This window comes from Pseudomonas sp. MF5691, from assembly GCF_016405645.1.
GTDB lineage: Bacteria > Pseudomonadota > Gammaproteobacteria > Pseudomonadales > Pseudomonadaceae > Aquipseudomonas > Aquipseudomonas shahriarae.
The window spans coordinates 1-12213 of sequence record NZ_JAEKDC010000004.1; the positions used below are offsets into that span (position 1 = coordinate 1).

The 12213-nt window shown below is 61.6% G+C and carries 9 protein-coding genes; 3 read left to right on the forward strand and 6 right to left on the reverse strand.

Translation table 11 applies throughout. The features are described 5' to 3' along the window. Nucleotides 1-383 precede the first annotated feature (383 nt). The 5 genes from JFT44_RS07540 to JFT44_RS07560 form a co-directional block, all read right to left on the reverse strand. The gene (locus JFT44_RS07540) at nt 384-608 is read right to left on the reverse strand and encodes an MbtH family protein (protein ID WP_032862749.1); all 225 of its coding nucleotides are present in this window, start codon (nt 606-608) and stop codon (nt 384-386) included. A gap of 79 nt (nt 609-687) precedes the next feature. Then, nucleotides 688-2100, reverse strand: a complete 1413-nt coding sequence (locus tag JFT44_RS07545; RefSeq protein WP_198830480.1) for an aspartate aminotransferase family protein — start codon at nt 2098-2100, stop codon at nt 688-690. 152 nt (nt 2101-2252) lie between these two features. Continuing rightward, nucleotides 2253-3026 carry an N-acetylmuramoyl-L-alanine amidase gene (locus JFT44_RS07550; protein ID WP_057439142.1) on the reverse strand — a complete coding sequence of 258 codons (774 nt, stop codon included), beginning with the start codon at nt 3024-3026 and terminating at the stop codon, nt 2253-2255. A 123-nt stretch (nt 3027-3149) separates the two neighbouring features. Beyond that, a complete protein-coding gene (locus JFT44_RS07555) occupies nt 3150-4469 on the reverse strand; it encodes an ATP-binding protein (RefSeq protein WP_057960212.1) in 1320 nt (439 codons plus the stop codon). Beyond that, nucleotides 4469-5149: a response regulator transcription factor gene (locus JFT44_RS07560; protein ID WP_057439143.1), complete on the reverse strand. Its 681-nt coding sequence runs from the start codon at nt 5147-5149 to the stop codon at nt 4469-4471. The genes JFT44_RS07555 and JFT44_RS07560 overlap by 1 nt, the downstream gene beginning before the upstream one ends. A gap of 171 nt (nt 5150-5320) precedes the next feature. Here JFT44_RS07560 and dsbD point away from each other — a divergent pair, with 171 nt between their 5' ends. The 3 genes from dsbD to dsbG are packed head-to-tail and all read left to right on the forward strand — an operon-like array spanning nt 5321 to nt 8657. Next, complete coding sequence (dsbD, locus tag JFT44_RS07565) at nt 5321-7051, forward strand: protein-disulfide reductase DsbD (protein WP_198830481.1); 1731 nt, start codon at nt 5321-5323, stop codon at nt 7049-7051. Further along, nucleotides 7051-7920 (forward strand): TlpA disulfide reductase family protein, encoded by an 870-nt coding sequence (locus tag JFT44_RS07570; protein ID WP_057960214.1) that lies wholly within the window; start codon nt 7051-7053, stop codon nt 7918-7920. Before dsbD ends, JFT44_RS07570 begins: the two co-directional genes overlap by 1 nt. Then, on the forward strand, nt 7896-8657 hold the full coding sequence (gene dsbG / locus JFT44_RS07575; protein WP_057439145.1) for a thiol:disulfide interchange protein DsbG: 762 nt from the start codon (nt 7896-7898) through the stop codon (nt 8655-8657). The genes JFT44_RS07570 and dsbG overlap by 25 nt, the downstream gene beginning before the upstream one ends. Before the next feature lie 129 nt (nt 8658-8786). Here the strand turns inward: dsbG and JFT44_RS07580 are convergent, their stop codons facing one another. Continuing rightward, the gene (locus tag JFT44_RS07580) at nt 8787-12209 is read right to left on the reverse strand and encodes a hypothetical protein (protein ID WP_198830482.1); all 3423 of its coding nucleotides are present in this window, start codon (nt 12207-12209) and stop codon (nt 8787-8789) included. Nucleotides 12210-12213: the final 4 nt, after the last annotated feature.

A 12213-nucleotide genomic window follows, 5' to 3' on the forward strand; every position in this document is an offset into this window, starting at 1 on the left:
ACGATCAGGTCGGCTGTCAGGCCGCCTCGCTTTGCTTGTGATTTTGATCTTAGGCGCCCCGTTAAACCACGCTGGCCGTCATCCGATATTGATTTGGGGGGTAACCCGGCAGGACGCCGGGTTAGCCACGCTGGGCCATGGATGGCCCATCGCGGCGGCCCCCCAAATCAATGTCGGATGACGGGCACACCGAGCCTAGGCGAGGTGCCGAGTGGTGGGGCAAAAGCCCTTTGCTTACTTTGGGGCTTTTCCAAAGTGAGCCGCTGTAAGAGCGGAACCCTAAGTGGCCATGACCGCAGCAACGGATATGTACACAAACCTAAGAATCACTAAAGAGATGTGTAGCCCATCGCAGGCAAGCCCGCTCCCACATTTGCTTGTGTTCAGCCAGCAACAACCTGCGCATCCATCTTCTGGCGCAAGCTCAGCGGGCGCATATCAGTCCAGACCTCTTCGATGTAAGCCAGGCACTCTTTCTTCATCCCGCTTTTACCCACGGTGCGCCAGCCCTCTGGCACGGCCTTGTAGTCAGGCCAGATGGAATACTGTTCTTCATGGTTGACCACCACCTGGAACAGGATGTCTTCGCGGTCAAATACTGAGGTCATTGCGGTTCTCCGTCACTCAAAGGCTGCCACGCACTGCGCGTGGCTGATGTATGTAGGAACGTATAGCGGCGCAGGAAAATTAGAGGCTGGCCACGGCCGCCGCCAAAGCCCGGCCGAAGATCTCTGCCACGCGGTCGATTTCTGCGGCGGTGATGACCAGCGGCGGCAGGAAACGCACCACGCTGCCATGGCGCCCGCCCAGCTCCAGAATCAACCCGCGCTTGAGGCACTCGCGCTGTACCAGCGGCGCCAATTGTCGATGGACCGGCGGGTGCCCCTGGACATCCGGCGCGCCGCTCGGGTTCACCAGTTCCACGCCCAGCATCAGGCCGCGCCCGCGGATATCCCCCAGTTGTGGAAAGTCCCGCTGCAGGATGCGCAGATGTTCACTCAAGCGCTCACCCATGGCGGCGGCGTGGTCGGCCACGTTGTGCTGCTTGAGGTAGCGCATCACCGCCGACCCCGCCGCCATGGCCATCTGATTGCCCCGGAAGGTGCCGGCATGGGCGCCCGGCAGCCAGGTGTCGAGCCACTCGCGATAGACCACCACCGCCAGCGGCAGGCTGCCGCCAATGGCTTTGGACAACACCACCACATCCGGAACAATGCCGGCATGTTCAAAGGCAAACATCTTGCCGGTGCGCCCGAAACCGCTCTGGATCTCATCCACGATCAGCGCCACCCCGGCCTGCTCGGTAATCCGCCGCAGGCCGCGCAGCCAGTCGAGGTCGGCCGGGATCACGCCGCCCTCGCCCTGCACCACTTCGACGATCACCGCCGCCGGTAGCAATACGCCGGCCTCCGGGTCGTTGAGCAGGTTTTCCAGGTAATGCAGGTTGACCTTGACCCCCTCTGCCCCACCCAGACCGAACGGGCACCGGTAATCATAGGGGAAAGGCAGGAACTGCACGCCGTTGGCCAGCAAGGCACCCAATGGTTTTTTCGGCCCCAGGCTGCCCATCAGGCTCAACGCGCCCTGGCTCATGCCGTGATAACCGCCCTGGAACGACAACACCGTGCTGCGCCCCGTGGCGGTGCGTACCAGCTTCAGCGCGGCTTCCACTGCATCGGTGCCGGTGGGCCCGCAAAACTGGATCTTCGCCTCCCGCGCCAGTTCCGCAGGCAGCAGGCCGAACAGGTCCTGCACAAACTGATCCTTGACCGGCGTGGTCAAGTCCAGGGTATGCAGGGGCAACTCGTCCTGCAGCACCTGCTGGATCGCCTCGATCACCACCGGGTGGTTATGCCCCAGGGCCAACGTACCGGCCCCGGCCAGGCAGTCGATAAAACTGCGCCCCTCGACGTCCTCGACATAAATGCCCTTGGCCCGCTTGAGTGCCAGGGGGATACGCCGTGGGTAACTGCGGGCATTGGACTCCTGCAGGCGCTGGCGGGCCAGCAGCGGTGATTCATCGAACTGGTAAAGCGTTTCCGCCGGCGTCGGGCTGGCCGACACCTGCAAATCGTCAATGCGACTGGTAGCGACTGACATCTCTAGATCCCTCAATACGCGGATGATGGTGACCAAACTGCCAACCCGTTGACGTCTGGCCCCCAAAGGGCATGCGCACGGATTTCCTGTTCTGGAAACGCTTCAGCGGCGTGAGGATTTACACCTGGGTCGTTGAAAAAACGGCGAATGGCTCACTCGCCGGCACTGCTGTACCTTTCGTTCAACGCATAGAGAATCGCGCAGGTGTCGATATCCAGTTGCCCACGATAGTCGGCTGGCCGGAAGTGCATCTGGAACGCACGCACCCGTTGCTGGAACGCCTGGCGGTTTCGTGCCGGGGCGTAGCCGTAGCGCTGAAAGGCCCGTTCGATCTCCACCTCCTGGGGCAAGCCCATGCGAAAGCGGCGCACATAGGCGTTTTTGACCTCTTCATCGAACCAGGCGCCAATGCCCGCCTCGAACAAGCCGTGCCAGGGCAGCCGTGGACCCGGGTCACTTTTGCGCCAGAACGCCACATCCGAATGGCCGACGATATCGGTGGCGCCGATCTGCGGATGACGGGCGCAAATGTCGTGGATCAGCGCGATCAGTACCTCGATTTGCTCCGCCCCGTAGGCAGGAAAGGTAAAAACCCCACCATCGTCGCGAGCCAGATTGACGATCTCGATGCCGATGGAGCGGGTGTTGACGTTATCGCGGCCCGCCCAATGACTGGCCCCCGCATGCCAGGCGCGCTGATGTTCATCCACGAGTTGGAATACCCGCAACTCGTCGTAGCCGGCGTCTCGATAACCCGCCTCGAGGGGGTCGGGCAGCAGGTAATGGGCACTGACACCCTGCTGCGTCAGGGTGCGCAGGGAAGAGGCGAAGGGCGCGGCGGTGTAATGCACCACCAACTGGCGCACGGCTTCGCCATTGCGTTGATTAAAATCCTGGGCGGGATAAGTGGAGTCGATGACCAACATAGGCGCTGTCCTTTTCAATACAGGCTGAGTCATTCAGCCGGCAAACCTGCAAACACAAAAATTAACGCCATCCTGAAGCGTCGGGCCTGAGGATGGCGGTAGTTATGTGGGTGCAAGGAAAGATCAGCGTCGCAGCGGCATCCCTAGGTCGACCCGCAGGCCGTCGGGCTGGCTGTCGAACGCCAGGGAACAGGAACAGCGCTGGACAATCGCCTGCACGATGGCCAGGCCCAGGCCACAACCACCGCTGTTGCCATTGCGCCAGAAACGTTGAGTCAGATGTTGCAGGTCTTCGCTGGAGATCGGCGCGCCATGGTCGCGCACGCGGAACACCACCTGATTGCCCTGGGTAAACACACTCAGTTCCACCCGCGTATCGGCCGGGGTATGGCTCAGGGCGTTATCCAGCAGGTTACGCAAGGCGGCAACCGCCAGGCCCACGGGCATTTCCACCGGGTTATCGGGCAGGTTGTCCGGCAAGATCAGGTCGATGCGCCGGTTGTCGCCGGCGTTGGCGTCCTGGATCGCCAGGCGCGCCACCTGCTCGGCACTGGACTGCAAGCCGTCATCAAACGACAGGCTGCCCTCGACCCGCGCCAGCAACAGCAATTGCTCAAGGGTGCGATGCAGGCGGTCGGCGCCCTCCTCGGCATGGGCCAGGGATTGGTCGCGGGCCGCGCCGTCGGTCATGCGTGCCACTTGCAGGTGGGTCTTGATCGCCGTAAGGGGGCTGCGCAGTTCGTGGGCGGCATCGCCCGTCAGCCGGCGCTCGCGCTCAATGGCCTTGGCGATGCGTTGCAACAGCTGGTTCTGAGTGTCGAGCAACGGCTTGAGCTCGCTGGGCAACGGGTGAATCTGCAAGGGCTCGAGGGAGTCGGCGCTGCGGCGCATCAAGGCATCGCGCATGCGGTTGAGCGGCACCAGGCTCTGGCCGATCCCCAGCCACAACAGGCACAGGCAGCCCAGCAGGGCCACGCCCACCGGCACCGAGGCCGCCAGCAGGATCGACATATTCAGCGCCTCGCGCTCCACCTGGCGGTCGGCGGTGGTGATAAACAAATCGCCCCGGGCCAGGGTAAAGCTGCGCCAGGCGGCGCCGTCGATGATCTGGTCGCGAAAGCCGCTCTGCCGGGATTCCAGGCCCTGATCCGGGGTGGTATGGCTGCGCGCGAGGACTTCGCCACGCAGCGAACTGACCTGGCACGCCATGCCCCCCGGCACATTCAATTGCTCGGCGCCAAAGCGTTTGCCCTCGCCCACACTGGCCAGGCCGGGCATCTGCTCCATCAGCCCGGCCACCATGCGCGCCGACGCCACCAGCCGCTGATCCAGGGAAAACATCATCTGGTTACGCAGGTCGTTGAGCATCCAGGTCGCTGCCAGCACCCAGATCAGCACAAAAGCGGCGCCCAGCTTGAACGTCAGGCGCAGACGCAGACTCATCACGAAGCGTCCTCTCCACCGTCCGCCGGGCCCAGGCGGTAGCCCAGGCCACGCACGGTCTCGACAATGCCATTGCCCAATTTGCGGCGCAGGTGGTGGATATGCACGTTGAGGGCGTTGCTTTCCAACTCGTCGTTAAAGCCGTAGACGCTGTCTTTGAGCTGCTCGCTGGACAGCACCCGGCCACGGTTGTGCAGCAGTGCCTGCAACAACGCCTGTTCACGGCGGGACAAGTCCACCGATTGGCCGCCCAACAGGGTTTCCCGGCTGCTGGGGTTGTAGGTCAGCCGGCCATGCTCGATCAGGTTGACGCTACGCCCGGCCACCCGGCGCAGCAGGGTTTGCAGGCGGGCCGCCAGTTCACGCAAGTCGAAGGGCTTGAGCAGGTAATCGTCGGCGCCGGCCTGCAGGCCGTCGACCCGATTGGTCACCGAATCCCGCGCGGTGAGGATCAGCACCGGAATCTCCAGGCCTGCACTGCGCTGTTGTTGCAGCAGTTTCAGGCCGTCTTCATCCGGCAGGCCGAGGTCGAGCACCATGATGTCAAACTCCGCCGCCTTGAGCATCGCCCGCGCGGCTGCGGCCGTGGCTACGCGCTCGACCGTAAAGCCCTGGGCGCCGAGACCGGCAACGATGCCACTGGCAATCAGGTCATCGTCTTCACAGACCAGTACGTGCATGCTGAACCCTTTGCAAAAATGCTGATTTAAAGGAGGGCGGATTAAGCGCGCATTATGCCGGCAAAAGAGGCGCGCCTCGAAAATCCCTACACTCTAGAATAGCCCGGTTAATCATCGGTTAATCAGCACCCCACATTGTGTGCCCCACTTGCATCGAACTAAGGCTTGACCATGCGGCATCTGTTTATCTTCCTGTTGGTGTTGTTCACCGGATTGGCCCAGGCCGCGCCTGGCAACAATCCGTTCGAGACCAAGGCCGAGTTCCTCCCGGTAGGCAAGGCCTTCACCTTTACCTCCGAGCGCCTGGCTTCCGGTGAAACCCAGCTGTATTGGCAGGTTGCCGACGGTTATTACCTGTACCAGCAACGCATGAAGTTCGAAGGCCTGGCCGAACAACCCGTGCTGCCCCAGGGCGAAGCCCATAGCGACGAGTTCTTCGGCGAGCAACAGGTGTACCGCCAGGGCCTGGAAGTGAAGCTTCCGGCCGGTGCCACCGGCAAGGTCAAGCTGGGCTGGCAGGGCTGTGCCGATGCCGGCCTGTGCTACCCACCGCAATCGCTCACCGTGGACCTGGGTGGTAACCCCGCCGTGGCCGCCACCGCCGAGGCCCAGGATGAAAGCCTGGCCAGTGGCCTGCAGCAACGCAGCCTGGGCTGGAGCCTGCTGGTGTTCTTCGGCCTGGGCCTGCTGCTGGCGTTCGCCCCGTGCTCGCTGCCGATGCTGCCAATCCTTGCTGGCCTGGTGGTAGGCAGCGGTGCCAGCCCACGCCGTGGTTTTGCCCTGGCCAGCAGTTATGTGGTGTGCATGGCTCTGGTGTATGCCGCCCTCGGCGTGCTGGCCGCGCTGGCCGGCAGCAACCTCGCCGCGCTGCTGCAAACCCCGTGGATCCTCGGCAGTTTCGCCGGGTTGTTTGTGATCCTCGCCCTGCCGATGTTCGGTTTCTTTGAACTGCAACTGCCGACCTTCCTGCGCGATCGCCTGGATAACGCCAGCCGCCAGCAAAACGGCGGCAGCCTGGTCGGCGCCGGGGTGCTCGGCGCCTTGTCCGGTCTGCTGGTGGGCCCGTGCATGACCGCGCCCCTGGCCGGCGCCCTGCTGTATATCGCGCAAAGCGGCAATGCCCTGCACGGCGGCCTGATCCTGTTTGCCATGGGCATCGGTATCGGCGTGCCCTTGCTGTTGCTGGTGACCGTGGGCAATCGCTTCCTGCCCAAGCCGGGCACCTGGATGAACGTGCTGAAGGGCGTGTTTGGCTTCCTGTTCCTCGCGACCGCCGTGTTGATGATTCGCCCGGTCGTCGACGAAAGCCTGTGGCTCGGCCTGTGGGGTGTACTGGCGCTGGTCATGGCCTACTGTGGCTGGAGCCTGGCCCGTGAGTACGGGCTGATCGCCAAGGCACTGGGTGCCGGCTCCCTGGTCCTGGGGCTGTGGGGCGCGATCCTGGTGATCGGCGCCGCCGCTGGCAGCGACGACCTGTGGCAGCCGCTCAAGGTCTTCGGTGGCTCGACGGTGGCCGGCGCGCCGACTGCCCATGACAGCTTTATCACCCTCAACGACCCGGTAGCCCTGCAAGCCCAGCTCGACAGCGCCAAGGCCCAGGGCCAATGGGTGCTGCTGGACTACTACGCCGACTGGTGTGTGTCGTGCAAAATCATGGAAAAACAGGTGTTCGGCAAACCCGAAGTGATGGACGCCCTGAAGGACGTGCGCCTGCTGCGCCTGGACGTTACCGCCGACAACGCCGCCAGCCGTGAGCTGCTCGGTCGCTACAAAGTCCCTGGCCCACCGAGCTTCGTCTGGATCGGCCCCGACGGTGCAGAGCGCCGCGCCCAACGCATCACCGGCGAAGTGGATGCCGCAGCCTTCCTGCAACGCTGGACCCAGACCCGGGAAGCACTCTGATGCTGACCTTGACCATCGGCACCTTTGCCATTGCCTTGAACCATCTGCTGCTGATCAGTGCGCTGATCCTCGCCACAGTCGTGGGCTGGCGCGTGGCCAAGCGGGGCGGCGAGAACCCCGAATCGGTGCTGTTCAGCCTGTTCCTGCTGGGCATGCTCAGTGCGCGTATCGGCTTTGTCTTGATGTACTGGTCGTACTACCGCGACGACCCGTTGCAGATCGTCGACCTGCGCGACGGCGGTTTCCTGGCCTGGCCTGGGGTGATCGTGCTGATCATCGCCGCCCTACTGTGGAGCTGGCGCCGCCCGGCCCTGCGCAAACCGCTTAGCGCCGGTGTGGTCAGCGGCCTGGCCTTCTGGGCACTGGCCAGTTTCTCGTTGAACATCTACGAAAAAGGTACGCGCCTGCCGGACATCGCCCTGCGCAATGCCGATGGCGAAACCGTGCAACTGGCTGACTACCAGGGCGGCCCGCTGGTGATCAACCTCTGGGCCACCTGGTGCCCGCCCTGCCGGCGGGAAATGCCAGTGCTGGAAAACGCCCAGAAGCAGCGGCCGGACGTGACCTTCCTGTTCGTCAACCAGGCCGAAAGCATGCAAAGCGTCAGCACCTACCTGGCTACCCAAGGCCTGAACCTGGACAACGTGCTGTTCGACGCCAGTGGCCGCCTGGGCCAGGCCGTGGGGTCCATGGCCCTGCCGACCACCCTCTTCTATCAAGCCGATGGCCGGCTGATCAACAGCCACCTGGGCGAACTGTCCCAGGCCAGCCTGGCCCGCGCCATGGAATATTTCGACCCCATGGACAAGACTGCCGCCAAGACGGCCCCTGCAAGGAAACCCTTATGCCCCGCCTCCGCCACCTGCTAACCCTGCTGCCCCTGACCCTGGCTGCCAGCCTCGTCCACGCCGAAGAATGGCCGGCGCCGATCAAACAGATCGAAGCCAAGGGCGCCAAGATCATCGGCAGCTTCGACGCGCCGGGCGGGCTCAAGGGCTATGCCGCGCAATACCAGAACCGCGGCATGGCGCTGTACCTGACCGCCGACGGCCAACACGTGATCGCCGGCAATCTGTATGACGCCAAGGGCAATGACCTGAGCACCGCGCCCCTGGAAAAACTGGTCTACGCCCCAATGGCCAAGGAAATCTGGGCCAAGATGGAACAGAGCAGCTGGATCCAGGACGGCGATAAAAACGCGCCGCGCACCGTCTACCTGTTCAGCGACCCCAACTGCCCGTACTGCAACATGTTCTGGGAACAGGCACGGCCCTGGGTCAAGGCGGGCAAGGTACAGTTGCGCCACATCATGGTCGGGATTATTCGCGAAGACAGCCCGGGCAAATCGGCGGCGCTGCTGGCAAGCAAGGACACAGCCCAGGCCCTGGAAGAACATGAGTCTGCCGGCAAAGCCAGCAAGCTCAAGGCCCTGACCAAGATTCCGGCCCAGATCCAGGCCAAGCTCGATGCCAATATGAAGTTGATGGAAGAGCTGGAGTTGTCGGCCACGCCGGCGATTTTCTATCTGGATGACAAGGGCCAGTTGCAGCAACAGCAGGGGGCGCCGTCGCCGGATAAGTTGGGGAAAATCCTCGGGCCCAAGTGACTCGGATTAACCACACGCCACTAACAAGAATGCCCGCACAAAGCGGGCATTCTTGTATCTCGTTGGTCCAATACCTAACGGCCGAACCCGAGCGTTTGCTCACCCCTTTTCTGCAGGGCGGGCATTAGCTCAATGACGATAAGTCTCGCCACCATGCCAGATGGTTAGCGAATCAATCGCTCCATGCACAAGACACAAAACGTCAATACGGACTATTTTTGCTCCGTTTTCAGCTTCGAAATCGACCCAGGTCCTAGTCGCTGCCTCACGTGTCCCAAGTAGCTGATTATTTTCACCAAAGAACCTGAACGTCGCGATATCGGTGCCGGTATTTGCATAACCGAATCTCACCCGTGCGCATCTGAACTTAAACTTCAGACGTGATAGCTGCATTGTATTAGCGCTACCGCAGCGCACTGCCAATGCCTTGCCCTCAATCATTCCCGGCACCAGTTCTCCGGCAGTTCTGACTGGATGAAGTCCAATTCCAGGGGGAGATGAGGCTGGTAATTCAAAATCCAATAAGCGCGTATTGATGATAGTCCCTGCCCCCAGATACTCCTGGCTCGGATAACTCTCAAAATCATCAAAATCGGTTAAGAAATTGGCCCGGATAATCAGCTCCAGAATCGGAAACGCCAGCGCTTCACTTTCACGGGTACTGCCATCGGCGGTCACCTTACAGGTAAACATCAGGCGGCTGAGGTCCTTCAAGAGCTCAAGTTCGAAACGCTGTAACGCCTTTTTCAAACCTGTACTCGCTTCACCTGCTGTCACCCCCTGACCCAAGTAAACGTTGATCGTATAAGGGTTGCCATTCTTTTGGGTACCGACGCCCCGCAACCATACTTTCTGGTCCGGCAAGATAAACCACCAGGGTTCAACGGTGATATCCGCGTTCCCATTAAAGGTGCGCAAGTCCAGAATATTGTTGGTTGCCTGCGGCACCACCGGCACCGGCAAATGTATCGGATCGCTGATTTGCAGATCGAGGTCCGGGGAAGTCGCCACTTTGCACAGGCTGGTAACGGTGTAGTTGATCTTCACCGTCTTGCCAATCCCACGAATCACCGCCTCCCGGGGGATATGGAAATCCACGTAATCCGGGTCATTGCTGCCAGGCTTCGAGGCCAGCGGCAGGCAGGTACCGTCTGCGCGTTTCCAGCACACGCTGATTGCATGGCCGGGGCTGATCAGGTCATAGGCCACTTGCACCGTCACGCCATCGCGGCCGTTGTATACCGTGAGCTGCGAGCCTACCGCTTCGCGCACCGTGGGCGCTTCGAGTACCAGGTCCTCCTGGGCGATTTCGAGGGTCAGCGATGCAAATTCCTTGGCGCTGGCCTTGTCGGACTCGCCATTGAAGTTCACCGCGAAATGCACTTCAAACGCACTGCAATCCGCCAGTTTTTGCAGTTCGTTGCGCGCCAGTGCCGCGGTGACGCCACCGGCCAGCCATTCCTCGGTTACCGCCTGACCTTCCAGCACCTCAAAACGGTAGGGGCTGCCATCCTCCAACTCACCCGTCACCCACAGCCAGCAAGGTTGGCCCAGGGCCAGATAGAACCAGGTAGCCACCATCGCCGTGGCATCACCCCCGAAGGTATTAAGGTCCAACGTGCTGCCCGTGGCCTGTTCCACCGCAGGCGCGGGCAGGCCGCTGAGATCCAGGACCTGCACCTCTTTCACCGGCGACTCCCAGAAGCCACCGCAGGCACGCGATACATTGTAAGAAACCGATATTTTCTGACACAGGTTGGCGCTGATCGCAGAGGCCGGAATCGGGAACACCATGTTTCGCTCATCTACACCGACAGTACGACACTCCAACGCCGGCGAACCGAGCCCTGGTGTGCCGGTAAACGTCGGGCACACCCAATCCCCCGGACACATATGCCCGTACGCTACCTGAAGATGCGCGCCCTCCACCGTGTTCACCGGGTTGAGTAGCCAGCCGTCGGCGCCGCAGTCTACGGACTCAACGAGATGGGGGGCCGTCAACTCCAAGTGGGGCTCGGTGAGCAGATTCACCAGCAGTGAAGGAAAAGACCTGTAGACCGGCCTTGAATCCTTACGCGGAAGAAACTCGACACTAAAGAGAACATACAACTGGCTGTCATGTTTGAGCGCCGCCAGTTGGGCCCGAGACAAGGTTCTGGTCCAACCGCTACGCACGTCTTCTTCAGTAATCGGCGCGTCATCAAAAGGGAGCAGCCGGGCTTTCGAGCCATCCGGGTAAACACCACCGATAAACAACTGAATAACCTGGCTGGTGCCGATAAACGGCCAAGGCGCGACATGAACAGTCACCGGGTCATCACAGCACATCCCTCCAAGGTCCAGGGTGTTGAACGGCGCTTCGAAAATCTGCGGCTGGGGCAGGTTGGCCGGCAGTGGGATCCTGACCACACCTTCAGGCGACGTGTACGGCTCCCCATCCCGGGTCACGGTATAGGAGAAATGCGCGAAGTTATCCAGGCGCATGCCCACGTATTCCGGCGGCACATGGAAGTCGATGCACCCCTCCTCTACGCCATACTGCGGTGCAATCGGCGCGCAATCACCGAAGGTGGATTCCCAGCACAGGGCAATATGGTCCGTGCTCTGCATATCCTCGTAACAAACACGTACCGTGGCCCCCTCCAACAACTTGAGGGGATCAACCTGGCCCTGGCCTTGCGCCTCGACCAATGTCGGGGCTTGCAAATGCAGGGAGGTATCGACAAACAACAGCGCCGTGTTGCGAGGATGAAATTCGTGGGCGTTTTCGGGCAGTCGGGTTTCGTAGATCGGATCGACCGGTACCGGCGGCTTGGGATCGGTGCCATCAAAGATCACGGCGATATGAAGGGTCAGTGCCGAATAGTCTTCCCGTCGCGCCATCCAGCCCCGTGACAGCTTGAACTCAAAGACATGATCGTCATGGGCTTCGGCCTCCATGACCACATGGTCCCGCGCCACCCAGCTAAACGCGAACGGCGGCTTGTGCTGATCACCGGCCACATTGATAAACAGGCGCTGCCCGGCCTGAATCATGGGCCAGGCGTTAAGGCGGATGGTCTCATCGCCCCTGAATGTCTTCATATCCAGTTGCCAGGTGCTATGGACATACTGGGCATGCTCAAACTTCGGCAGCGACTCCTTGAGGTCCGCCTCCCTGATCTGCTGGACCTCCAACTCCAGCACCAGCGATTCCTTCAACTGGCCCGCCACCCGCGCGGTGTACCAGACCAAAACCGTATGCCCAATGCTGGTGCTGACCGATTGCCAGGGAACCGGAATATCAATACTGCCGCTGGTACTGCCCGGTTGCACAACAGGTTCAAACACCGGCTCGTCCTGGCCCTTGATCGCCCAGTACAAGGTGATAGGACCCGTGCCCATCCCCGTAAAAGCGACGGTCGCGACAGTGCCGTTTTTCGCCTTGATGGGGTCCAGGGTGTTGTTATTGACGGCGTAGCGAATCTGCGGATAGGGCAATTCGACAGCAACCTCGGCAGGTGCCTGGGTAGCCGCCAACGGCGGGTTTTGGGGGGTGGTTTTTTTGACCATGATG

Excerpts from the sequence above, each read along its gene's own strand:
- JFT44_RS07540 (WP_032862749.1), bottom strand. The coding sequence starts at position 608 with ATGACCTCAGTATTTGACCGCGAAGACATCCTGTTCCAGGTGGTGGTC.
- JFT44_RS07545 (WP_198830480.1), bottom strand. The coding sequence starts at position 2,100 with ATGTCAGTCGCTACCAGTCGCATTGACGATTTGCAGGTGTCGGCCAGC.
- JFT44_RS07550 (WP_057439142.1), bottom strand. The coding sequence starts at position 3,026 with ATGTTGGTCATCGACTCCACTTATCCCGCCCAGGATTTTAATCAACGC.
- JFT44_RS07555 (WP_057960212.1), bottom strand. The coding sequence starts at position 4,469 with ATGAGTCTGCGTCTGCGCCTGACGTTCAAGCTGGGCGCCGCTTTTGTG.
- JFT44_RS07560 (WP_057439143.1), bottom strand. The coding sequence starts at position 5,149 with ATGCACGTACTGGTCTGTGAAGACGATGACCTGATTGCCAGTGGCATC.
- dsbD (WP_198830481.1), top strand. The coding sequence starts at position 5,321 with ATGCGGCATCTGTTTATCTTCCTGTTGGTGTTGTTCACCGGATTGGCC.
- JFT44_RS07570 (WP_057960214.1), top strand. The coding sequence starts at position 7,051 with ATGCTGACCTTGACCATCGGCACCTTTGCCATTGCCTTGAACCATCTG.
- dsbG (WP_057439145.1), top strand. The coding sequence starts at position 7,896 with ATGCCCCGCCTCCGCCACCTGCTAACCCTGCTGCCCCTGACCCTGGCT.
- JFT44_RS07580 (WP_198830482.1), bottom strand. The coding sequence starts at position 12,209 with ATGGTCAAAAAAACCACCCCCCAAAACCCGCCGTTGGCGGCTACCCAG.